Source organism: uncultured Turicimonas sp. (genome assembly GCF_902477955.1).
Taxonomy (GTDB): domain Bacteria; phylum Pseudomonadota; class Gammaproteobacteria; order Burkholderiales; family Burkholderiaceae_F; genus Turicimonas.
Genome location: NZ_CABSJB010000011.1, coordinates 1 through 24,044, shown reverse-complemented (window position 1 = coordinate 24,044; position 24,044 = coordinate 1). Strand labels below are relative to the sequence as shown.

Below are 24,044 nucleotides of genomic sequence, written 5' to 3'. Positions count from 1 at the left end.
GGGGTGAGACAATGAAGTTTGGAAGCAAAGATCCTGTGTGCTCCTTCTGCGGAGCCAAGAAAGGGCAGTACGAGGCGATTTACAAATCCAGCGAAGGGGACAGCTATATTTGCAAAGACTGCACTCGCCAGCTGGCTGAATACTCCGGCGTTATTGCCGAAGCAATGAAGCAATCCGGTCTGTCTGCTTCTTCTCCTGCGTCTGCAAAAGATTCTGAGGCAGCCGGAGCTGCAGCAGTAAGCGAATCTATCCTGAATAAGAAGATCCCGACTCCAAGGGAAATTTGCGAGAACCTTGACCAGTACGTGATTGGACAGGCAGAGGCTAAAAAAGTTCTTTCCGTTGCCGTCTACAACCACTATAAGAGGCTGAAGAACAAGTTTCAGGGGAACGGTGACGGCGAGGATCTGGAAATTCAAAAGAGCAATATCTTGCTTTTAGGCCCGACAGGTTCCGGCAAAACACTTCTTGCTCAGACAATGGCAAAGATGCTGAATGTTCCCTTTGCTATTGCTGATGCAACCACTTTGACCGAAGCCGGCTATGTGGGAGAAGACGTAGAAAATGTGATTCTGAAGCTCCTTCAGAGTTGTGATTTTGATGTTAAGAAGGCCGAGACCGGCATTATTTACTTAGACGAAATTGATAAGATTGCTCGTAAAAGTGAAAATCCTTCCATCACCAGAGATGTTTCCGGTGAAGGCGTTCAGCAGGCACTTCTTAAGTTGGTAGAAGGCACCGTTGCTTCTGTTCCTCCCGGAGGCGGAAGAAAACATCCTAACGGAAAGAATATTCAGGTCGACACTACAAATATTCTTTTTATTTGCGGTGGTGCATTTGAGGGCTTGGATAAGATTATCCGCAGAAGAACAGAAAAGAGCGGTATAGGCTTTGAGGCTGAAGTTCGCGGCGAAGACGAAAGAAGTGAAGGAGAGATCCTTCACGATATCGAAGCCAAAGATTTAGTGCATTTCGGTTTAATTCCGGAATTGGTAGGCCGACTTCCCATCATCACAACCTTGGACAATTTGGATGAAGATGCTCTGATTCGTATTTTGACCGAACCGAAAAATGCGGTTATCAAGCAATTTGCCAAGTTGTTTGAAATGGAAAATGTGATTTTGGAAGTCAAACCTGAAGCGCTCAAAGAAGCTGCTTTACTGGCTAAGGAAAGAAAGACCGGTGCCAGAGGTCTTAGATCGATTATTGAAAAGGCATTGATGGCAGCCATGTACGAAGTGCCCGACAATAAACAAGTTAAGAAAGTTGTAGTTACGGCCGAGACAATCAGAAATGGAAAGGCTGAGTATGAAGAGTTTTTGGATAGTGAACCGAATCCAAGAATTTCGTCAGACTCATAGTCTTTAAGACATTACCTGAAAGGCCTTGGCAGAGATGCTGAGGCCTTTTCCGTAAAAAGCACGTATGGCTGGAGTTAAAGGAAGGATTATTCAGGTATTGAGCTAGAAAAGCGCAAAAATTTCGATAAATCGCCGTTTTTGTTACTCATTTTCTTTTCTTCTAAGGCCTTCAATTTCTAAATGTCGTTTTATACTCAAAAGTAAGTTCAAAGAAATACAGAGGGGTGTATTTGAAATACAAAAGTGAGGAACTGTAAAAGTAGACTTGAATAATTTAGGAAAGCCCCCATCTGGACATTGTGAAATGGAAAAAAATAACGTTAGGAAATCAATGACAAATAGAGTTTCAAAAGCAATTCCTGTTTTGCCGTTAAGAGATGTTGTGCTTTTCCCGCACATGATTATGCCTCTTTACGTAGGAAGGCCCAAGTCATTGGCAGCTTTACGTAGAGCAACAGAAAGCAGCACAGGAAAAAATAGAATTCTTCTTCTCTCACAGAAAGAAGCTTCGACAGAAGATCCAACTGCTTCTGATCTTTTTGATGTGGGAACAGTTGCAAGAGTTATTCAGACATTAAAACTTCCGGACGGAACTCATAAGGTTTTAGTGGAAGGACTTTTCCGCTGTAAGGTTAAAAACTTCAGAACATTAAATGACGGAGCTTTAACTGCAACTTATGAAGAAGTCCAAGAAATCCCTGTAGATGATCCTTCTTTCGAGGCCGTTAGAAGGGCATTGCTCTCAACATTTGATACTTATCAGAAGAACAACAAACGCATCACTCCGGATCAATTAAACAAGATTCAAACGTTGTCTGACGGACACCAGCTGGTCGATATGATCGCCCAGCTCCTTATGATTGCCCCGAACAGAAAACAGACTCTTCTTGAAGGGACGAATGCAGTTAAGAGAATGGAAACTCTTCTGACTCTTCTTGAACAAGAGTTAGATATTCAGCAAACTGAAAAGCGCATCAGAGGACGCGTAAAACAGTCAATGGAGAAGAGTCAAAGAGACTACTATCTCCATGAACAGGTTAAAGCCATTCAGAAAGAACTTGGTCAGAACGAACAAGAGTTCACTGAATATGAAGAGAAGATCGCTTCGGCCAAGATGAGCGAAGAGGCTACTGAGAAGGCAAATTCTGAACTCAAAAAGTTAAGAATGATGGGTTCGAATAGTGCGGAAGCCAACGTTATACGCAACTATTTGGATACTATGCTCGGATTGCCATGGTCCAAGAGAAGCAGGATTAACTGTAATTTAACAAGAGCTGCTAAGGTTCTCGATGAAGATCATTATGGCTTGGAGAAAGTCAAAGAAAGAATTATCGAGTATTTAGCAGTTCAGAGCCGCGTCAAAAAAGTCCGCTCTCCAATTCTTTGCTTAGTTGGTGCTCCCGGTGTTGGAAAGACCTCCTTAGGTCAGTCTATTGCCCGAGCAACAGGAAGAAAGTTTGTTCGTATGGCTTTAGGCGGCGTGAGGGATGAAAGCGAAATCAGAGGTCACAGGAGAACTTACGTTGGCTCTATGCCCGGTCGTATTTTGCAGAGTATCAATAAGGCCGGTGTAAATAACCCATTATTCCTTCTTGATGAAGTTGACAAGATGGGAATGGACTATAGAGGAGACCCTGCGGCGGCTTTGCTGGAGGTACTGGATCCGGAACAAAACAGTACTTTCCAAGATCACTATTTAGAAGTCGAGTTTGACTTGTCTGATGTGATGTTTATTGCCACAAGCAACTCTATGAACATTCCGGCTCCTCTCCTGGACAGAATGGAAGTTATTTTCCTTTCCGGCTATACAGAGGATGAAAAGGTTCATATCGCTCAACGCCATCTTATTCCTAAGCAGGTGAAGCTTAACGGCGTAATGGCCAAAGAGCTAAAGATAGAAAAGGATGCAATCGTTGATATTGTTCGTTTCTACACTAGAGAAGCAGGCGTTCGTGGTTTGGAAAAAGAGATCAGCAAGATTTGCCGTAAGGTGGTCAAAGATCTTTTGTTAAAGAAAACTTCCGGCAGAACTGTAGTTACGTCAAAGAACCTCGGAGATTATTTAGGGGTTAAACGCTTTAACTTCGGCATGAAGAATAAAAAAGACTTGGTAGGTCAAGTTACAGGTCTAGCTTGGACAGAGGTCGGCGGAGATCTTCTTACTATTGAAGTTGCCACAATGCCGGGCAAAGGAGTTATTACTCGTACCGGCTCTCTTGGCGACGTCATGAAAGAATCAATTGAAGCCGCTCGCACAGTAGTTCGTTCAAGAGCATCTCGTTTGGGAATCTCTTATAAGCAGATTAGCGAAACGGACATTCACGTTCACTTCCCTGAAGGAGCTATTCCCAAGGATGGACCAAGTGCAGGTTCTGCGATTACTTTAGGTTTAGTTTCTGCGTTGACCAGTATTCCCGTAAAAGCCGATGTCGCCATGACCGGTGAAATTACACTTCGCGGAGAAGTCTTGCCGATTGGCGGTTTGAAGGAAAAACTTCTGGCTGCATTAAGAGGCGGCATTAAGACTGTTCTTATTCCGGAAGAAAACATTAAAGATCTGGAAGAAGTTCCGGCTAATGTCAAAGAAGGTTTGAACATTCTTCCTGTTCGTACCATCGACCAGGTATTAGAAAATGGTTTGGAACATCTGCCGGAACCTTTGAAAGAAGAACCGACCATCCAGCCAATAACAGTTCCTGAACCTTTATTAAGTCGTTCGACTTCGCACGTCTAATTTGTTGAACTATTAACCTCCTTGGAAAAGTCCGGGAGGTTTTCTTTTGCTCGTTTGTTTAAACCACAATAGTCTTCAAATTTCTTGCAAAAATCATCAGAAATGCAGTTTGATTTCTATGCAGATATGGATCTTTCAATATTGAAATTTTTCAGTCTTTTTCTTTTGAATAATTAAGAAATCGATTGCGAGAGAGGGGATATCCCTTGTTTTGGGTATTTTGACTCACTTGTTTTGTCATTTTTTGAAAAAATTTGAGATAAAACCCAAAAAGAGATCGAAAAAGCATTGATTTTCAGTCAAAAAATCATCATTGTGGTAATTTAACAACGTTCAGATAGTTATAATTACCGAGATTGCTTTGGAGCACTAAAAAAGCACTTTTTCATATTGTTAATAATTGTAAAGAAAACTCTGTTAAAAGTGTTTTACAACAGACAAGATGAATCCTGCTTTGCGCCAAAATTTTGACAAGTAGTTTTATTCCTAAAGGGAGTTTAAATTGAATAAAAGCGAAATGATCGAAGCAATTGCTTCTGAGTGCGATATCTCTAAGGCCTCAGCCCAAAGGGCTTTGGACGCTTTCACCAACAATGTATTAAATGCTTTGAAGAAAGGTGATGAAGTTGTTTTGGCCGGATTCGGTACATTTTCTGTTGCTGAAAGAGCTCCAAGAAAAGCAAGAAATCTTCACACTAATGAAGAAATTGAAATCCCAGCTAAAAAAGTTCCTAAATTTAAGGCTGGCAAATTTTTAAAAGATGCTGTAGAATAGCGTTCTGTTGTTGATGAGAACCGAGTTGTTCTCGCAACGGATGCTTAGCTCAGTTGGTAGAGCGGCGCCCTTACAAGGCGTAGGTCGGGAGTTCGAGACTCTCAGCATCCACCAAATGGAGTGGTAGTTCAGTTGGTTAGAATATCGGCCTGTCACGCCGAGGGTCGCGGGTTCGAGTCCCGTCCACTCCGCCAAAATTCTGGTCCGAAGTCAGAAAGTGATTTCGGACTTTCTTTATGTTGCTGTCCCGCCTAAAACCTGAATTTCCACTCCGAGATTACAAGCAAGAGGGGCGGGTTCGATTCCCGTCCACTCCGCCATAATTCTTTTCCGAAGTCAAAAAGTGATTTCGGACTTTCTTTATGTTGCTGTCGCGCCTAAAACCTGAATTCCACTCCCAGATTACAAGCAAGAAGGGCCGGTGTTTCGACTCCCAGCTTCTCTATATCGTTTCAGCTTTTATTGCTAATAGTGAGTGACGCATATTCTTCTACATCGTGGCGGAACAAAACGATGCTGTTCAGTTCATCCATAATTTTTGGCGTATCCCGCGGATTTTTCTTAGTTTGTTTTAATCGCCTTTGAAGAATCAGGATCAAGCACAGAGATAGATGATGAATACTTTGCTGCCTAAAGAAATTTCTTGACATCTCATTCTTCTGCCGCCGCATTTATCTTTGATTTATCTTTGTATTTGTGCAATGGCATTTCAACGATCTCTGGTTAAACTCAAGTTTGTGAATATTTGAAAAGAAACTAATCTTAGTTTCGAGAATTCAGGGGTCAACGACAGAACTTTTAGCTTAACCTCAGTAAGGTAAAATCTGAGAATAACTCGGAGTGTTTTGAATAAAATCTACTATTCCTTTCTTTAAAACACCAACTGCTCGGATTAATGCCTCCTCTGAAAATCCTGAAAAGCCTAAGATAAAACCAAATTTTTTATCATTTGTCAGATACTGAGGACTCAGAGGGCGGCAAACAATGCGGTACTTTTGTTTTAAAAAAGCTGATAAAGTGACATCGTCAATAGATTGATAAAATTCAAAACAAATATGGCCACCATTTTTAGGAACTTTCCATTTTCCGAAAATAGTCAAATTCTTTTCTAGCTCAGCTAACAATACATTTCTTCGTGAATTTAGAGTATTCCTGAGCTTTCTTAGATGCGATTCAAAATTTCCTTCATTAATGAAGTTAGCTAGTACAACTTCATGGTTTTCACAGCACTGGCGATCGGAAAATAATCGGGCTCCTGCAAAAGCTTTCACTAAAGACCTGTTCATAACCATATACCCAAGTTTAAAGCCCGGATAAATTGATTTTGAAAAAGACCCTAGATGGATGGTATTCGTCCAGAGAGGATCGAATACCGCTATTGACGGGGAAGGGTATTTTTCATGAGAAATATGGCCGTCGTAATCATCTTCGATGATCCAACAGTTTTTTAGGTTAGCCCACTCTTCCAGGGCTTTTCTAGAATTTTCACTCATTACCGCTGTAGTGGGAAACTGATTGTTAGGTGCTACTAAGACTGCCTTGGGCGGTTTTTCAAGACTGAACAAAGTTGTCAAATCTAACCCGTTATCGGTTACAGGAATGGGGATCAATTTCAAGCCATAGAAACGAAGTAAATTATGATGAACTTGATATCCTGGATTTTCTACGGCAATCTCATCGCCTGGCTCAAAAAGAAGCTGAGCACAAAGGGCTAAACCTTGCCTGATATTGCTCACTGCAACAACCTGTTGATAATCACAAACAATTCCACGGTGTTCTTTTAAAGTTTTTGCTACAGCTTGACGGTAATCAGGAATACCCTCTGGCATAGAGAAGCCGTTGTGACGCCAAGGAATTTTTTGGCATCGAGTAACAAGTTGAACCCATTTCTTTCCCGGGATTGTTTGGAGATCGGGGCTCATTAAAGAAAAGGGAAGTTCAGGATCAACTCCTATCCGATATGTACTCTCTCCCACTTCGGCCCTAGAATTTAAGGCCATCTTTGGATGTCTAACGAAAGAATCATCATGGGATTTTTGTTCCACAGAAGTTCTTTGAAGGAAGGACTCTGAAATACGTGTTCCGTGCCCTACCTGAGAGTAAGCAAAACCTTCCTGAACAAGCTGCTGATAGGCTCGGACTACCGTGTTTCTCCCAATGCCAAGCTTTACGGATAAGTGACGAGATGGTGGAAGAAGATCTCCGGGTGCCAGAAAGCCTTTGGAGACAAGATCTTTAATTTGAGCATAAAGCTGTTCTGACAAAGGAGCCGCATTGGCGTGTCTGGAAAGGAACAAATTCAAAAAAATTCCATGCTGCGATGTTTTCATGCCTTAGGTAGGGTTCATTTATTAATCTCTTTTAACTTTAAACCAGATGAGAAAACAAGTTAATTTTTCATTTTTTTTAGTAAGGGTTCCCTCTATCCCTCTCCTAGAGAGTCGATTCTCAAGTTTTTTATCTGTGCAATGCAAATTTATACTTTGTCAAATCGATAACAGAGGAGTTCTTTTATGTTCTGGGGGATTTTTTTCTTAATGACGTGTTTTCTATTTTTGGTTACTTCCCTCTGCTTAAGAGAGCGAAAAAATGAGAATAATTCAAACAGTAATTTGCTTATTCACAGGAACAATTGGACGGAGTTGAATAATCTCAAAGAAAACGGATTGCTTTCACAGAAAGAGTTTGAGTCCCAAACTGAAGAACTGCATCGGCGAATTTTAGAAGAGAACAGTGAAGTTGATGCCTCTAAAACATTTTTCAGCAAAAAAACTGAAAAAAGGTTAACAGTTGCAATTCTTGCGACATTGACAATTTTTGCTGTTTATCTTTACTTTCAATTAGGTCATCCTTCTCTTTCTGACTATTCCTCCTCGTCTCAGCCCTCGGAACTTTCAGAGGATCGAATGGTCAGTTTTTTAAAGGAGTCTCCGAATGATTTAAGAGCACTCCTTGCGTACGCTCAAAATTTGAGCCGTCAGGCACGCACTGAAGAGGCGATTGAAGTGATGGATAAGGCGTTTAATGTAGGAAAGGATAAATTGACCAACGATTCAGCCTTTCTTTTAGAACGTGCTTCTCTTTTAGCTTCTTCAACAAATACTCTTCACAATTTGCGGGCCGAACAGGAGTTTATTCGTGCAACAATCGTTGATTCTCAAAATCCTATGGTCTGGTACTTGGCAGCTCGATGGTTCCTACGTAACAATAAATTTGAAATGGCGGCTATTCACTTAGAAAAACTCCTTAGTTTTTACCCGTCAGGAACACGAGAGTTTTCCTACGTTTCTTCATTGTTGGAGGAGGCTAAAGACAATTACTTACTTCAATAAACCTACTTAGTGATAAAAATGGTTCCATAAAATAATTTCAAATTGGATGCTTTTCCTACCGTTAGTGCCAAATTGGTCCTTCGTCTTAGAACTTCAGATGTTTTAATGAAGCCTATGTTAAATCACCAAGGAGAATAAAATGCGGTGGAAATTTGTTGTCTCATTACTCTTTGCGGTTGCATCTCTGAACGTTTACGCACTAGGAACCAACCGCGCAGCAGGAACACCCGTCGTTCAACCGAAAAATCCTGTAAATAATGAAACTTGTCTCGCTTGCCATCAGACTATAAATAAACTTCATAACCGGGGAGCCCACAAGAATGTTAACTGCGGAAGTTGTCATACGGTTCCAGCGGAACATATGTCAGCACCGGGCCCAAAGACACGACCTGCTACTAATTTTGCTTATGAAAGCTGTTCTCAATGCCATTCTCAGGAACATAAAGATCTTATGGATCCAAAATATCACTATGCTTGGGCTAGAAAGGGAGGGAATAATTCATATGCTTTCATAAGAGATACTGAGGACGGCTGGCCGAGAATCCTTCAGCAAAAACTTCCTCGATTCCATTCTGGACTTATGGTTGATCTTGTGGCAAATCGCGCCAATGGAAGGTTCAAGTACGATTCTAAAAAAGAACAGGCTGTCCCACAAAATAAACCATGGAATGTCTTATCTGACACTGCTCAGGAAAACACAGATCAAATGCAGGGTGATACTATCGGTATAGGGTGGCGTCCACACAAAGGGCGTGAAACCAGCCAACTTTCTTACTGCATGAGATGTAAGACAACAGACAACATTCTTGAATATAAGTATGAGATGGGCGAAAACCCTGGTGGGTTGCAAATTGACAGTCCTGTAGTCCCGCTTATCAAGAATATTAAATCCGGTTTCAACTGCAACTTCTGTCATGACCCACACTCAGCAGAACCCAGGATCATCTTTGACCCTTTGATTGAGTCAATGACAGGTAAAGATGGAAAAGACAATATCTACCAACAAAATGTCGGCTCAAAGGGTATGACACCAATTGAAGTAGTTGAGATGGGAGTAAGAGGCTATAAACGCAAGATTGGTATCTTGAAAGACTACAATGCGAACTTCATGTGCGGAAACTGTCACAACGCAGCCAACCGGTACTTGACCTTCTCAAAAGTATCCGACGGTAAAAAAGTTACAGAGGAGGATCTTAAAAAGGCCGGCGTCAACTTTTATTCGACCGAGTTCCACTCTGATCCGATTTCTAGCTGGAAATTCTTTAAAAAATTAGGTTGGTATGACGGGATCGACAAAACAACTAATGTAAAGCAGGTAAAAGGTAATAATCATGCACACGTTGAGATTTTAATTTCCAGCAAACACGGAAAAGCTGGCGTGACTTGCACAGATTGCCATTTTGCAAAAATCGACAATAGATTCGAACACCAACCGAGCCTTCCAAAAGAAAAGGTACAAAATACGTGTATGAGAAGCGAATGTCATGGTCCTGGCTCTAAAGATAATTGGACCGATTACGGACAGGCTCTCTACACAATCGAAGCTATTCAGCAGGAATACCGGATCCGTACACAGAAAATGGAGATGGAAGCTAAGGTTGCACAGAAACTTCTGAATCGTGTCAAAGAAGGGGAAATTGAGATTCCTGAGCCTCAATTAAAGAACCTTAAAAACGCTTATGAAAAGCACTTGGCAACCAGAGATTTCTATTTAACCGACTATTCCCAGGGCTTTCATGATCCTGAAGGTTTTAATCGCACAGCAAGTCAAGTTGTGTGGGAATTCAGGAAAGTTAATTCGGATGCCCAGAAGGTTATGAAGAAACTCAACTCTGCAGCAGTAAAAACAACTTCTGGTAAGTAAAATTAATCCCCTAGAATAGTTTTTTATGTTTCGGCTTCCAAAACTCTTTCTACAACAGCATCTACGCTAGGTTTTAAATAATTTCTGAGGCCGAGAATAATCCTGCATGCTAATTCAGTCCTTGTCTTTCTTAGGCAAGGACTTAGTTTATGGTGTGCCCATCAGGGTGCTTCTCTACTGCGCACGGTAGGTGAGATATTTAGTGCAGGGCTGTGGTTTAGCGGATAGGGCTACAATCAAATAGTGGGGCCTGCTGGCTGAATAAAGCCGGCGGTAAACCATATTCAGGCCCATCCGGACGATGGGCGTGCAAACGAATACAAAGTCCAATACCTACTTGGAACTCCGAGAGATAAATTTATCACGTACATGGAAGGAAAGTCCTCGTGCTAACTCATAGAATTCTCTAGGTTGGAACGAAACATAAAGCAAATTGCTGTACAAGTGCAGAAAGCCGATACGCTAGGCAGATAAAGGAAAAAGAAAAGAAGGTTTAAGCCTAGGAATATAGAGCTCAAGCATGTTCGGAAGAGCTTTTCTTCGAGTTTTTATCCCCTGATAACGTTAGGTTTGCGAACCAGCATGAGAGGCTGAGAATATCTGAGCAATAGGAGTGTTAAGCCATTGGTCGTTCAGACCGGATTCAATCCAAACTCTTTCAGATTCATCCGAGGTCAGCAAAGAATTGCTCGTATCAACGGCAAATTCTTCAAAGACCTCCTTGAGGGTGGCCTTGTTTCCATCTACCAACAATGCCCAGCTCACGGAGTATTTTTCCCCGATTCTTACGACATAGTGTTTAGCTAAAAGACGAGAAAGAATATGGTCGACAGCATTGGGATAACTCCCCGATTTATCGGCAAGTTCAATGTCTGTCATGATTGGATTGCCGCTTTGCTTGGCTTCGTATAACAATTTAATTAAAGCCACCGCAGACAGAAGTTTATTCCCGGTTTTATTAAAGTCAGAGTATCTAGTGGCACGCAGCATCGGTAAAGTTGCTGTTAAGGCAGCTCCGCCAAGTACAAGCATCCACATAATATACATCCAGGTCAAAAGAACAGGGATAGCAGCAAAGGCTCCATAGATTGTCGTGTAAGACCCTCGGAGGATGTATACCCCAAATCCCCACCGGAATATTGCCATTACAGTGGCTGTCACACAGCCGCCGATAATCGCGTCCTTCCACAAAACTCTGCAGTTAGGGACGTATTTATATAGACAGGCTAAGATAACTCCTTGAATAAGGGCTTGAACCGGCTGATAAATCCATTGGAATTCCGCTGTCAGTTTTCCCATGACAGCTAAACCGGTGACATAAGAGGAGGCGGCTAAGCTCATGGCTAAAATGACGGGCCCAAGAGTCAGAAGCGCCCAGTAAAGCAAGAAACGGCTTACCCAGTTTCTGAGGTGCTTAACTTGGAATGTCCTGTTTAAACCTTCGTCAATGGTGGCGATACAAAGAATTGCTGATACGCCGAGACCGATTACACCGAATATCGTCAAGCCGGTGGCTTTTTCTGCAAATTCTTTGATATACCCCATTATTTGTACGCTGTATTGTTCCGGAAGAAGCGTCGAAAAAAGAAACTGCTCCAGACTTTCGCGGTAAGTAGCAAACAACGGGAAGGCGGCAAAGGCCGCCATAATGACGGCAATAGCGGGAACAATCGAAAGAATAGTCGTCAGCGTCAACGTTGAAGCAACTTGCTTTAACTGTGCCTCTTCTATTCTTCCGGTTACAAACTTATAAAGCTCAAATAACTTTGATTGGTGTTTTAATTTTTTTAAGATACTAATCATGTAACCTCCTGCTACATGTTAGTTATAACATTAACACTCTACAATGCACACAGCTAAGCCGCCTAAACTAGTCTCTTTGTACTTTGTCTTCATGTCTTTACCCGTGGCCAACATGGTCTTGATGACTTGGTCAAGACTAATATAGTGAGAACCATCGCCTTGAACAGCAAGACGGACGGAGTTCACTGCTTTGACGGCACTGACAGCATTACGTTCAATACATGGAATCTGCACTTGGCCTGCGACAGGATCACACGTGAGCCCAAGGTGATGCTCCATAGCAATTTCTGCTGCATTTTCAATTTGGTTATTTGTTGCGCCTAAAGCTGCCGCAAGTCCGGCTGCGGCCATTGAACAAGCGACACCGATTTCTCCCTGACATCCGACTTCTGCGCCCGATATAGATGCATTTGTTTTGTACAGAGCTCCAATGGCGCCTGCAGTGAGAAGAAAGTTCCTTATTCCCTCTTGGGAACTGCCTTTAACAAAGGTTCTGTAATAGGCTAAAACAGCTGGGATAACACCGGCGGCTCCATTTGTCGGAGCAGTGACAACACGGCCTCCGGCTGCATTTTCTTCACTGACGGCAAGTGCAAAAGCATTTATCCAGTCGATAATTTGAAGAGGATCCTGGTCTAAAGAAAGACGGCTGTTTTTAAGCTTTTCGAAAAGAGTCTTAGCTCTTCTCTTTACCTTTAACGGTCCCGGGAGGACTTCCGAGTTTCTAAGTCCTCTCTGCAGACATTCGTCCATAACCGAAGCTATGTAATCTAATTGTTTGTCGATTTCTTCATTGCTCTTTCTTGAGAGCTCATTTTCTCGAACTAATTCAGCAATAGTCTTGTTGTGCTGCTTGCATAAGTTGATTAGTTCTCTGGCAGTTGAATAAGGATAGGGGACTGATACTGGTTCCTTGTCCATTGTGTAGGACAACTTTTTGTTCTCTGCTTTAGCCTCTTCTTCGGTTTCAATAAAACCGCCGCCAACGGAATAGATCTTTTCTTGCAGAAGAATATTTCCTTGTTTATCGAATGCTTTAAATAACAATGTATTCGTGTGGTAAGGATCTTCAACGGTCGGTTTAAAGACAAGATCTGTGTCGTAATCAAATTTAACCTCATGCTGCTTTGCAAGGTTAATGATCTTATTTTCTTTAATTGACTTAATTGTTGCTGGGATACTGTCAATATCTACTTCAGACGGGCTTTCCAACATCAAGCCAAGAAGTACTGCCTGATCCGTGGAGTGGCCGATACCGGTCGCGGCCAAACTTCCAAGTAAATCGACTTGAAGCCGCTGAACTTTGTCTAGAAGCCCGTTCTCGACCAGACGGTTTGCAAATTTTCGGGCAGCTCTCATTGGGCCGACGGTGTGAGAGGAAGAAGGTCCAACTCCGACCCGAAACATATCAAATATAGATATCGTCATTTCTTTTAGTTCAATTAAGTTAGAACGCTATTTTAGTTGAAGCTTAATTTTTAATGAAGAAGGCTCAATATAGGAGAAAACCAAGAAATAAGACGAGATGAGAACTATGCTCATAAATGATATATGCTTTGGCTTGGAGGTATCAATGTCAATCAAACTACTCATTAGCAGTTTCTTAGCCACAGCCATTATTTCTACATCCGCCGTTGCTTCAGAAAACCTAATCTCTAATATTCTTACGGATCCAGATCAGACAGTTAAGGGGGAGTGGATTGTTCAAACAGAAAAACTTCTTCCTCAAAAGAATATAGACTTGCTTGATATGGAAAATAATCCCATTCGAGACAATCCCTGCGTAAAAATTAATCTCGTCCGTGAACAAAAAGGTTCTTTGTGGATTCAGCAAGTTGTCATTGAACCGATAAAGAATCCGGAGTTCTGCACTATGGAAGCAAGTGCGCTGTTAGGTCGTTAAGATCAGTTGGTTGAAACTACGGTTCACCTTTCTCCCAGCGCTGGGCTCGAACGTTAACGCTCTCACATTCAAAATATGGTTTAGTTTTTATTTTTTGTTAACTTTCGAATAAAAAATCCCGCGCTTTTCGGCACGGGATCTCGAAGCATTTTTGAAATTATGCTTTCATCTTGTCTGCGATGTAATCAGAAAGTTCCTTTGCAGCGAGTTTTGCTCGATCATCTGAACCAACAAAAATCTCCGAAAGAAGTCTTTCGCTTACAAGTTCCGGATTGTAGGTAATATGTAGATCATTGCCTTTAAGTTCGCAGCTGTTAAAAGCTGAGTCTGGGCTGCATTGTTCCGCGATTTCTTGAATCTTCCCTTTGGCCAGCATGGCAACAATTGGATTCTTAAAGGTGAGTTCAATGTGTTCACCTGAAATATTCTTCAGATCCACAAAATCTCTTGCCTTAAAAAGATTTTCAATGCTCAAAGACATTTTGTTTCCTTTAATCAAAACTTGTTATGCCGCAAGTTTACTAAATTAAGCCGGCGATCATAATAACCAGCACTAAAGCAGGACAAAAGACTCCGATAAGAATACGTAACCATTTCTTCCAGGCCGGATAGCCTTCTTTGGTGGGCCATTGTGTATGTACTTTGTCCCAAGCAAACCAAGCAGCTAAGATGGCAGAAATAATGCCGCCGACGGGAAGGGCAAGGTTAGAGACGAAGAAGTCTGCTAAATCGAAAGGAGTTTTGCCGAATAACTTTGTATCCGCGAGAACTCCGAAGGAGAGGGCACACGGAATACTAAGGACGAGCATAAAGAGCAGGCAGATGACTACTGACTTCGGTCGGGAAATCTTAAGCTCTTGAACCATCCAAGTAATATCAATTTCCAGCATTGAAACAGCAGAGGTCAAAGCTGCAACAATTAAGCAGGCAAAGAAAACAACTGCAAAGAATTGTCCTCCCGGCAGCTGACTGAAGATAGCCGGCATCGTAATAAAAGTTAGGCCCGGGCCTGCGGTGGGATCCATTCCGAAAGCAAAGTTTGCCGGAAGAATCATAAGGCCTGCCATTAAGGATACTATTAAGGATAAAGTGATAATCCAGAAGCTGCTGTTGATGAGATCTGTTTTGTCATCAAGGTATGCTCCATAGGTCAGCATGCAGCCGGCACCGACGGAATAAGAGAAAAACACCAGTCCCATCGAGTCAACAAGAGCTTTAAAGCTGAATTTGCTGAAATCCGGATAGAAAAGATATTTCACTCCCTCCCAAGATCCTTCTTGCATGAGCCCTGTAACAATGAGAACGATCATGAAGAGAAACAGCAAAGGCATGAGTATTCTGGAACAAAGCTCAATTCCTTTACGAATTCCGCCGCCGACGACAATTCCCACTAAGGCGAGGAACCCAACCTGCGCTGAAACAGCTACGTAAGGAGAAGAAGATAGTTCTCCGAACAATGCGCCTAAAGCGGCAGGAGTGGCTTCCGGAAACCCAATCACTGCTTCGTAAAAATAAAGAAGGCACCATCCGCCGACTACTGAGTAGAAAGAGAGAACAACGAAACCGATTATGATTCCAAGGTAACCCAAAAAGGCCCAGAAAGGTCCGCCAAGGTTGCGGTAAGCAGTGACTATGCCTCCTTTGCCGGCTTTACCCAGCGTAATTTCCGCTAAGAGAAGACCTAAGGCCAAGGTAAAGGAAAGGATGACATAAGGAAGCAAAAATGCTGCGCCTCCCTCAGCCCCGGCCATGTACGGGAATTTCCAGATGGCTCCCAGACCTACGGCAGCACCAACGCTGGCTAGAACAAAGCCTAATTTGCCGGTCCAAGAGTTAGAGGGTTGCGAAGACATTCTGAAAAACTCCTACATTAGGTTGAAGACCGCAATGACTGCGATAAAGCAAGGTGCTACGAAAGCCAAAAGGAATCGGAAAACCTTCATCCATGTTTCGTTGCGCTCTTTAGTTAAATTGACTTCATATTTTGATTTGTCGAAGAAGAACCAGCCGGTAATTGCAATGACAAACAAAGCAGAAACAGGCATGAGGATGTTGCAAGCGACAAAATCGGCAAAGTCAAAGAAATTTTTCCCGAAAATCTTAATATCTGACCATGGACCCATTGCAAGCGCACAAGGAATACTGCAGATAGTCAAAGAAACAAATAAAAGAATTGCGGCAGATTTGCGTTTTAAGTGCCATTCGTCCATGAGATATGCCAAAGGTACTTCAAATAAGGAGATCATTGAAGTAAGAGCGGCCACGAACAAACAGCCGTAGAAGCAAAATGCAAAGAAATTAGGGAAGGGAAAATTTGCAAAGACTGCAGGCATGGTAATGAAAGTAAGTCCGGGACCTGCACTTGGATTTAATCCGAAAGCTAATACCGGCGGAATAACCATTAAACCTGCGAGCAACGCTGATACCAAGGCAAGGAAGGCAACCCAAATAGCAGAGGAGGGAAGGTCTTCTTTATGGCTGATGTAAGAGCCGTAGGTAATCATAATGCCCATGCCCAAAGACAGTGAGAAGAAGGTAAAGCCCATTGCATTCAGCAAGGAGTTAGCTGTTACCTGATCCCAGCGAGGTGCAAAAAGGAACTTAAGACCCTCTGTTGCGCCCGGAAGAGTCAAACCTTTGACAATGAGAATGATCATGAGCACGAAGAGCAAAGGCATGAGAATCTTTGAAATTCTTTCAATACCTTTATTGACGCCGAAGATCAAAATGCCGGCGGTAATAGCCAAGAACAAGGTTTGATAAATAATGGCAGACAAAGGCGTGCTGACAGTGTCAGTAAAAGTCTTTTCAAGAAGAGCCAAATCAGTAGATGCGGCTTTTCCCATGACGGATTCGAATAGATAAGTTAAGCACCAGCCTCCTACATTGCTGTAGTAGGTCATGATTAAGAAGGCGCAAAAGACGCCTATGAAACCTAAAGGTGCCCAAAGAGGACCGGCAATTCTTTTGAAGCTGGTGACGACGCTGCCTCTTCCTGCACGTCCGATAATGAACTCTGCCAAAATCAGAACCACTCCCATGGTAAAGACCATAAGAATGAAGGGAAGTAGGAAAGCACTTCCTCCATTTGCACCAACCATATATGGGAACTTCCATATGGCGCCCAAACCTACCGCCGAACCGGTAGCTGCAAGAATAAAGCCGAGTTTTGAACCCCAATTACTTCTATCGGACATTTCTAACTTTCTAAAAACGTAAATATTGTTATAAATAAACTGAATTATTGAGTTTACTGTTGGATTTTCAAAAAAAAGAAGATCTTGATGGAAATTTGACCTAAAAATCATTTCTCGAGTTCTTGAGAAGTAAAATCTGACATAAGAACTAATTAAATGGCATTCAAGGAAGTGAGATATGGAAGATTTGATTGTTAATTCTGAAATAGACACAAAAGGGACAAAATGCCCGATGCCGATGTTAAAGACGAAAAAAGCTTTGGCAAAAATGCTATCCGGTGAAGTTCTAAGAATATTAGCAACAGATCCTCATGCAGAGATTGATTTAAAGCAGTTTGCTCAGCAGACAGGACATGAATTTATCTCTTCGAATTTAGAAGACGGTGTTTACGTTATTTTGATGCGCCGCAAATAATCCAAGGACAGATTTGATGGAAAAGATTATGCAAGACAGAGATAGGATGCTGAACGTCTCGGAACACGCCCAAAAGGTAGTGAGAGCTATTTACGGGACTGAATCCGTACAAAAAGCCTTGGAGATGGCCAAACTCCAAGAACCTTATGCCATTGAAGAACAAATTGAGATCTGCGAGGTTCCCGCCCCTCCGATGAAAGAACTCCAAAGGGGAGAACTAATCAAAGAAAAAATGCGTGCATACGGACTCGAAGCAGAAATGGATCCTGTAGGAAACGTCATTGCCCGCTATAAAGGGAGTTGCTCTGAAGCACCTGTCTGCGTCATTACGGCCCACTTAGATACGGTTTTTGGAGAAGAAGTAGAAATTAAGGTCAGAAGAAAAGAAGGACGTCTTTATGCTCCTGGAATTTCTGATGACACACGTGGTCTCGCCAGTATGCTGCAAGTTATTCGCTGCTTGGTAAGCAACAATATCAAGACGCAGGGAGATATTCTCTTCGTAGCTACCGTGGGAGAAGAGGCTGAAGGAGATCTCCGAGGAGTAAAAAGACTTTTCTATACTTCCGGAATTCATATTGACGGAATGTTGGCTCTGGATTCGGCTGACCCTGGACGACTTTTATGGGGATCAACAGGCTCCAAGAGATACAAAATCGAATTCACGGGCCCCGGAGGTCACAGCTATTTGAACTTCGGTCAATGTCCAAGTGCTACCCAAGCCCTTTGCAGAGCGGGAAGTCTTCTTGCGGAATTAGAAGTTCCCGACAGTCCGCGGACTACTTTTACGATAGGCACAATGAAAGGCGGTACATCCGTCAACTCAATAGCTGAACACGCTGAATGCGAAATTGATTTGAGAAGTACTGACAATGAAACTCTCTACAGTTTGGTCGACTCAGTTCTTCCTCTTTTTTCGGAAGGTGCCGAGTTAGAAAACCAGAGGTGGGGCATTACTCAAGAGGAGCTGAAGGTTAAATGCAAAGTAACTCCTCTCGGACATCGTCCGGCAGGTATGCAGGATGACTCAAGTTCAGTTCTTCAAGCTGCAGGAGCGGCAATGGAAGCACTTGGCATCGAACTGACTAACTATACTAGCGCTTCTACCGATCAAAACGTACCCATGTCAATGGGTATCCCGTCAACGACGCTCGGTACAGGTGGCCGAGAAGGGCTTAGTCACTCGTTAAACGAATGGTACGAACCTTATCGCTCTTTCGAGGGTCCGCAGCTTGCTTTGCTGACGGTTTTGGCTTTAGTCGGAATTGAAAACGGTCCGGCTCCAATGCTAGGAATTTATTCGGGCCAGTCTCAGCACCACTATAAATTTCAATAATTAGTTGACAGTATCAGCTTGCCGGGTTTGGTCGCCCGGCATTTTTTCTTGAGTTTCCAAGATTACAACTTCTTCAAGGATGTCCGGTTTTTCTGACGATGTTTTCTTTTGTGTTTTTGTAATGAGATAAGGAGTTCCCGGCTCGTTGAAGAATGCGTTTAAGTTGACGGTTTCTTGGATCTTGAAAAGGGCTCTTTTAAGAAGTTGTTCGTTAAGTTTATCCAGAGCAACGGATTCGCCTTTTATGGTGTAGTCCAAACGCGGAACTTCGAAAGGCTCAACTTTTTCAGGGCTGCTTGGTGAGTCAGCGAACAAACCTGACTGGACATAAACATCGCCTTCAACGATTCGGGAGGTCACTTCCTCACCGTTTTTATTTCTGAAGGTTACGCGAAGTTTGCCAAACTTTCTTTCTGTCAGCCGGATAGCGCCGATATAGGGCAAGAAGCGCATGCCTAAATTTTCCATTGTATTAGAGGCTTCAACGTATATTTCTCCGTCTAACCCTCGATCGTTAATAAGAGCAAAATTATTTCTTTCTAAAAACTGTGTTATCTGGTTTTTAAAGTTGTCTTCAAAGAACATAGACACGGATTCTTCCATTATTCCTTCACCATCGGCGTCTACCCCTTGAAGAATATATCTGGTTGAGAGAGAAAGGTTAAGAGGGGCCGGCGTCGGCTTTATTTCTTCATCTTTTATATAGGGTGAATCGGAAGGAAACCAACCATGCTTTGGTGTTCCGATAGAAAGTCCTGTGGAGGCGACTCCAATGACAGTGCAGCCCGTATTCAGACAGGCCAGGACAAATAATAAAAGAAGCGTAATAAATCTCATGGCTAAAAATAAGGCGCCCGTTCGGACGCCTTATTTTAACCTAGGTTGGGTAATTTGAAATTAGTATAAACCGATGACCTTCCACCAAGCCATACCAATTGTGAGCCAAATCACAACGTTGATAGTGCAAATTACGAAACCGTTTCTCCACCATTCGCTCTGAGAGACATAACCGGCACCGAAGTAAACAGGACCGCAGCCGTTACCGTAGTGAGTAAGGGAGATCGGGCAGTTTGCGAAGAAGCCGAATGCCAAAGCGACTAACAAACCCGGAACGCCGCAGGCTGCAGCAACAGCGATGAATGCTGCATACATAGCGGAAATACGAGCTGTGACGGACGCAAAGCAATAGTGAGAGTATGTGTAAATAAGGGTGATAGCGATAAAGGAAGCAATCCAGCCAAGATTTGCAGCAGCGATTGCTGTGCCGATAATCTTAGCGATCCAAGCAATAAATCCGGATTTTGCTAATGCGGTTGCTAATGCGACCAAGCCGCCCATCCAGAACATTGCGTCCCAAGCACCTTTTTCAGAAAGTATGTCTTTCCAATCCAAAACTTTGAAGACCAGCATAATTGACACAGCAAGCATAGCGACAGGTGTTGCGCCGAGCTTTGTCCAACTTCCGGTTGCCCACAGGATAAGGCAAAGAACGAAAACAAATGCCAAAACCTTTTCTTGGAGAGTCATTGGACCCATATTTTCGAGTTCTTTAACGGCCAAATTATGAGCGTCAGGCATTGCTTTGAGTTCCGGAGGAGAGAGCTTGAGCATGACCAAAGGTACTAGGAACAAAGAAATCAAGCCCGGGACAATTGCGGCAACAGCCCAACCCATCCAAGTGACTTCTACGCCTAAAGTGCTTTCAGCTAATCCTACGCACAAGGGGTTGCCGGCCATAGATGTCAAGAACATCATACAAGTGACGGCGTCCGTGTGATAACCGACTTGCATCAAGTATTTACCGATTTTGCCGGCCGTCGGTCCCGGGGAGGAGCCGAAAGCGTTGCTTAAGGACTGAACGATCGGATAGAACACACCGCCTCCGCGAGCTGTTGCCGAGGGCATAGCCGGAGAGATAACTAGTTCTGAGAGAGCAATGGAATAGCCCAAAGAGAGAGAGGAGCGGCCAATGTATTTAATGATGACGAAAGCGATTCTCTTTCCAAAGCCGGTCTTGATAAAGCCTCTGGAAAGGAAGAATGCGCAGACGATCAACCAGATGGTGCCGTTACCGAAACCCATCAATGCTTCGCCGGTCTTAAGAACGCCGGTTAAAGCACAGAATGTGAGAGCTAAGAAAGCAACCGCACCCATGGAAATAGGCTGCAGGATAAATCCTGCGATGGTTGCAATAAAGATGGCAAACAGATGCCATGCTTTAGGAGTCAAGCCTTCCGGGGTAGGACAAATCCAGACGATCAGTCCTAGTCCTAAGACTATGATCCAGTTCCGTAATGTTTTACTCATTTTTTCTTCCTGAAAGTTTTGAGGTTGTGTTACTTATTGAGAACTTCTTAACAATTCGTAACATGGACAGTTTATTCTTAGCGACATAAATAAGCCAGTAAAAAGTATTAAGGGTAAACGATTGGTAACGATAAAAATCAAATAGTTATTTACGTTTTTGGAGAGATGAAAAACAACAAGGAGATGATTCTTTGTTTTGAAAAAATAAACAGTGAAAGAAGGAGGTGAACGGAATCGGTTCTAATTTGTCGTTACCTCTATTTTTGCAATGGCTGATTCCTCAGTTGGCTTTTAACATATTGACGAAGTGGCAAAGCGTAACGGCTTAAGCACTTCTCTCTAAGCGATACGGTTTTAAATCGGATTGGTTTTGCCGAGAACTCAACGGCTTTATTTTTCAGCACAAAAAAATTGCAAAGGCCAAAGAGAAGGACTTCTTCGTTGAGATACAGCTCACTCTTATCTCGTGAGATTCCAGAAGTTGCCGGCTACCTATCCTTCAACGGCGAGCTCTTTGTAGTTGAGGCAACCGCTCAAGACCAAGGGGTTCGGCAGGCGGTTGCTCAAAGACTGGAGGACTTACGCACTGTAAACTCAGAACTCTTCAGAACTGAGGTATCTGCGTTCACAGCTGAAGGCGGTGCGCAGATTCTCAAGGCTACCGGAGATGAAGATGAGCCCAGTCTCTTCAAGCCGTCATCGTCTCGTTCGTGGCCTCTATCGCACTTGACCTTGTGATGAGTCCCAAACAGTTTTGGCAAGAGTACGGGGCCCGCATTCTTGGCGAGTTTGATGTATAACGTGAGGCAAAAGACAGTCTTACCGAGGTTCAAGTCAAGGCACCTAGTCAACGAAAAAACCGACGCCTTTAAACAATCGTGGACGGCATGGGAGATTCACGTCGGTTATCCTTGAAACTCCTAATAGTTTTAAAGGTAATTATGACGACTTAGCGCTTTTAATTGAACGTCTGCGGGGGAAAAAGCTCAAGTTAGGAGAGTCTGGAACTTCCACTCTTAGCTCATACGCCGGGAAACCTCCGTCCGAAAGAACGGGGAGATATCACATTGGGTTCAAAAGAGTTACGATAAAGACTCTACAGAGAAAACTCCTCTACAGCCGAAACCGTAGAGGAGGGCACAAGCGGACTACCCGAGGGTCTTCCGCAGGATGGATTCACATTAACATCGATGAATCCAGAAGTGCAAGGACTAATTGAAGCATTGTATTGTTTAGGCCACGGTTTCCTCTCGCAAGTCTCCAAGGGAGTCTGGTACGTCGCCACTAGGTGTTAATGGAATAAAAGACTTTGCAAGAAAACATAAAGTAAAGTTGGCGAAGAAATTAAGTCGAGGTGGCCAACGTTTATGAGATACTGGCCCGGTCTATTCTTAGCTGGCTCCAGAAAAAAAGGGAGGAGTCTCATCCATCACGTTGAAAAGCGTTTTGAGGTTGTTTGTCAAGGAAAAGTTTACGGAATAAAAATAACTTTACGCGTAGTGGCTGAAGATCAAGGAGGAAAGAAGCTTTATGAAGTTGATACGCTCGAGGTAGATTCTCTAGAGGACGCAAAAGAATGGGTTAACGCGGCTTATAACAGAGAACCTAAAAAGACAATCTCCTCCGCAACCGAGGCTACGAAGGAGGGCATGCGAAAAGAGCCCGAAAGGGATAGTCGCAACTTCACTCTAACACCGATGAATCCAGAAGTGCAAGGACTGAATGAAGCGCTGTATTATTTAGGCCACGGTTCTTTCTCTAAAGCCTCCAGAGAGGACTTCTATCCCGACTTGAAACTTATCGCACGCTGGAAGTCTGTTTACCGCTCTACTCTTTTGCACGAGACCAGCCATGTGTTCTTAGAAGCAAGAATGCAGGCTTATGCGGATTTGCTCAAAAGAGGCGGTGCGCAGACTCTGGGGGAAAAGCACTTTGAGCAGAATATGCAGGCGGTGATGAAGTTTGTCGGAGTCAAGAGTGTCGAACAATGGCAGGCTTTAAGCGTTGACAAAAAGAGAAAAGGTCACGAAAAGTTCGCACGCTCTTTTGAAGCTGGGCTCATGGAAGGAAAAGCCCCGAGCGAAAACTTAGAAGGCGTCTTTGCTAAGTTTGCCTCCTGGCTAAAGAAACTTTACGTCTGCCTTTCCGGTATCCCGGGAGCTAAGTTTGACTCGTCAGTCCAGGAGATGTTTTCCAATATGCTCCTGGCAGAGGCTCAGATTAGAGAAGCCTCAATCCGTCATAACGAGCAGGTTCTTTTTACTTCTGCTGAGGAAGCTGGAAGGACTGAGGAGGAATTTGCAAGCTACAAGCAAGATGTCCAAGATGCTATCAATGAGGCTGAAGCCGAGCAGACCGAACGTAATAACCGTCTGTCCGAGCGCATTAACTCTTTACGGCGCAGTGCTCTCAGAGCTTTGCAAGGTGCAGTAAAGGATCATGGGCTACCATAGGCCGATAGGGTCTTTCAATATCGGAAAGAAGGGCGAGGTGGCTGAGAGAAAATACTTTAAAGAATCTAAATTTCCGCACAAGGATTAACACGTAAATTTCTGCGGAAAAGTCCAACACGTAAGAATCTGGGGGTTGCAGGTTCTTTTTCTACGGGTGGACAGAATTAATATTTTGATTTAACGTATTGATTCTAAAAGAAACTTGGCGGAGTGGACGGGACTCGAACCCGCGACCCTCGGCGTGACAGGCCGATATTCTAACCAACTGAACTACCACTCCTCTCTGTCGAAACGAATTTTTGATTGCTTCGTTTTGCGAGAGAAGCGCATTGTACAGACTTTTTGAAATACTGCAAGTCCTATTCCCAATTTTTTTAGGTTTGTTGGATTTTGAGATTTACAGGACATGTAAGTTTTTGTTCTGAGAAGGGGTAATAAAAATCAGATTGAAAAGAACAAACAACGAAAAATGAAAAGGTCCGAACTTATTTATAAATTCGGACCAAAATCCTGAATTCCCGTTAATCTAGGTGCATATTTAACAATTTCTTGCTTATTCTTACT

Annotated in this window: 18 protein-coding genes, 3 tRNA genes and 1 pseudogene; 12 read left to right on the top strand and 10 right to left on the bottom strand. The window is 43.1% G+C overall.

Annotated elements, in window-relative coordinates:
- The first annotated feature begins 11 nt into the window (after positions 1-11).
- The 5 genes from clpX to RDK53_RS04680 all read left to right on the top strand — a co-directional run bounded on the left by clpX (position 12) and on the right by RDK53_RS04680 (position 5,064).
- Positions 12-1,361, top strand: coding sequence for an ATP-dependent Clp protease ATP-binding subunit ClpX (gene clpX, locus RDK53_RS04700; protein ID WP_308513519.1), 1,350 nt, complete (start codon positions 12-14; stop codon positions 1,359-1,361).
- 331 nt (positions 1,362-1,692) lie between these two features.
- Positions 1,693-4,095, top strand: a complete 2,403-nt coding sequence (gene lon / locus RDK53_RS04695; RefSeq protein WP_308513518.1) for an endopeptidase La — start codon at positions 1,693-1,695, stop codon at positions 4,093-4,095.
- Positions 4,096-4,597: 502 nt separating this feature from the next.
- Positions 4,598-4,870, top strand: a complete 273-nt coding sequence (locus tag RDK53_RS04690; RefSeq protein ID WP_277037551.1) for an HU family DNA-binding protein — start codon at positions 4,598-4,600, stop codon at positions 4,868-4,870.
- 38 nt (positions 4,871-4,908) lie between these two features.
- Positions 4,909-4,984: transfer RNA gene (locus RDK53_RS04685), tRNA-Val, on the top strand.
- A 3-nt stretch (positions 4,985-4,987) separates the two neighbouring features.
- Positions 4,988-5,064 (top strand) — tRNA-Asp (locus RDK53_RS04680).
- 615 nt (positions 5,065-5,679) lie between these two features.
- Here the strand turns inward: RDK53_RS04680 and RDK53_RS04675 are convergent.
- Together RDK53_RS04675 and RDK53_RS12265 are read right to left on the bottom strand one after the other, a co-directional pair.
- On the bottom strand, positions 5,680-6,915 hold the full coding sequence (locus tag RDK53_RS04675) for a PLP-dependent aminotransferase family protein (RefSeq protein ID WP_308513517.1): 1,236 nt from the start codon (positions 6,913-6,915) through the stop codon (positions 5,680-5,682).
- Positions 6,916-6,954: 39 nt separating this feature from the next.
- Positions 6,955-7,200: pseudogene (locus tag RDK53_RS12265) on the bottom strand (GntR family transcriptional regulator); the annotation flags it as partial.
- Between the two features lie 183 nt (positions 7,201-7,383).
- Between RDK53_RS12265 and ccmI the strand changes: the two are divergent.
- Together ccmI and RDK53_RS04665 are read left to right on the top strand one after the other, a co-directional pair.
- Positions 7,384-8,202, top strand: coding sequence for a c-type cytochrome biogenesis protein CcmI (gene ccmI, locus RDK53_RS04670; RefSeq protein ID WP_308513516.1), 819 nt, complete (start codon positions 7,384-7,386; stop codon positions 8,200-8,202).
- Between the two features lie 139 nt (positions 8,203-8,341).
- Entirely contained in the window at positions 8,342-10,066 is a 1,725-nt protein-coding gene (locus tag RDK53_RS04665; protein WP_308513515.1) for an ammonia-forming cytochrome c nitrite reductase subunit c552, read from the top strand.
- Positions 10,067-10,630: 564 nt separating this feature from the next.
- On the opposite strand, the gene RDK53_RS04660 is transcribed toward RDK53_RS04665, so the two are convergent.
- Together RDK53_RS04660 and RDK53_RS04655 are read right to left on the bottom strand one after the other, a co-directional pair.
- Positions 10,631-11,869 (bottom strand): YihY family inner membrane protein, encoded by a 1,239-nt coding sequence (locus tag RDK53_RS04660; protein WP_308513514.1) that lies wholly within the window; start codon positions 11,867-11,869, stop codon positions 10,631-10,633.
- Positions 11,870-11,899: 30 nt separating this feature from the next.
- Positions 11,900-13,297 (bottom strand): L-serine ammonia-lyase, encoded by a 1,398-nt coding sequence (locus tag RDK53_RS04655; protein WP_308513513.1) that lies wholly within the window; start codon positions 13,295-13,297, stop codon positions 11,900-11,902.
- A gap of 145 nt (positions 13,298-13,442) precedes the next feature.
- Between RDK53_RS04655 and RDK53_RS04650 the strand changes: the two genes are divergently transcribed.
- Positions 13,443-13,772: a hypothetical protein gene (locus RDK53_RS04650; protein WP_308513512.1), complete on the top strand. Its 330-nt coding sequence runs from the start codon at positions 13,443-13,445 to the stop codon at positions 13,770-13,772.
- Positions 13,773-13,929: 157 nt separating this feature from the next.
- Here the strand turns inward: RDK53_RS04650 and RDK53_RS04645 are convergent, their stop codons facing one another.
- Genes RDK53_RS04645 through RDK53_RS04635 form a run of 3 tightly spaced genes read right to left on the bottom strand, consistent with a single transcriptional unit; the run spans position 13,930 to position 16,969 of the window.
- On the bottom strand, positions 13,930-14,253 hold the full coding sequence (locus tag RDK53_RS04645; protein ID WP_308513511.1) for a hypothetical protein: 324 nt from the start codon (positions 14,251-14,253) through the stop codon (positions 13,930-13,932).
- 40 nt (positions 14,254-14,293) lie between these two features.
- Complete coding sequence (locus RDK53_RS04640; protein ID WP_308513510.1) at positions 14,294-15,625, bottom strand: sodium-dependent transporter; 1,332 nt, start codon at positions 15,623-15,625, stop codon at positions 14,294-14,296.
- A 12-nt stretch (positions 15,626-15,637) separates the two neighbouring features.
- On the bottom strand, positions 15,638-16,969 hold the full coding sequence (locus RDK53_RS04635; RefSeq protein ID WP_066595754.1) for a sodium-dependent transporter: 1,332 nt from the start codon (positions 16,967-16,969) through the stop codon (positions 15,638-15,640).
- 187 nt (positions 16,970-17,156) lie between these two features.
- On the opposite strand from RDK53_RS04635, the gene RDK53_RS04630 reads away from it, so the two are divergent.
- Together RDK53_RS04630 and RDK53_RS04625 are read left to right on the top strand one after the other, a co-directional pair.
- Entirely contained in the window at positions 17,157-17,384 is a 228-nt protein-coding gene (locus tag RDK53_RS04630; RefSeq protein WP_374041564.1) for a sulfurtransferase TusA family protein, read from the top strand.
- 16 nt (positions 17,385-17,400) lie between these two features.
- Positions 17,401-18,720 carry a M20/M25/M40 family metallo-hydrolase gene (locus tag RDK53_RS04625; protein ID WP_308513508.1) on the top strand — a complete coding sequence of 440 codons (1,320 nt, stop codon included), beginning with the start codon at positions 17,401-17,403 and terminating at the stop codon, positions 18,718-18,720.
- Here RDK53_RS04625 and RDK53_RS04620 read toward each other — a convergent pair whose 3' ends face one another.
- Together RDK53_RS04620 and RDK53_RS04615 are read right to left on the bottom strand one after the other, a co-directional pair.
- On the bottom strand, positions 18,721-19,557 hold the full coding sequence (locus RDK53_RS04620; RefSeq protein ID WP_308513507.1) for a hypothetical protein: 837 nt from the start codon (positions 19,555-19,557) through the stop codon (positions 18,721-18,723).
- A gap of 60 nt (positions 19,558-19,617) precedes the next feature.
- A complete protein-coding gene (locus RDK53_RS04615; protein WP_308513506.1) occupies positions 19,618-21,027 on the bottom strand; it encodes an anion permease in 1,410 nt (469 codons plus the stop codon).
- A gap of 441 nt (positions 21,028-21,468) precedes the next feature.
- Between RDK53_RS04615 and RDK53_RS04610 the strand changes: the two genes are divergently transcribed.
- Entirely contained in the window at positions 21,469-21,765 is a 297-nt protein-coding gene (locus tag RDK53_RS04610) for a hypothetical protein (RefSeq protein ID WP_308513505.1), read from the top strand.
- A gap of 629 nt (positions 21,766-22,394) precedes the next feature.
- Positions 22,395-23,480 (top strand): hypothetical protein, encoded by a 1,086-nt coding sequence (locus RDK53_RS12260; protein ID WP_374041563.1) that lies wholly within the window; start codon positions 22,395-22,397, stop codon positions 23,478-23,480.
- 203 nt (positions 23,481-23,683) lie between these two features.
- Here RDK53_RS12260 and RDK53_RS04600 read toward each other — a convergent pair.
- A tRNA-Asp gene (locus RDK53_RS04600) sits at positions 23,684-23,760 on the bottom strand.
- Positions 23,761-24,044: the final 284 nt, after the last annotated feature.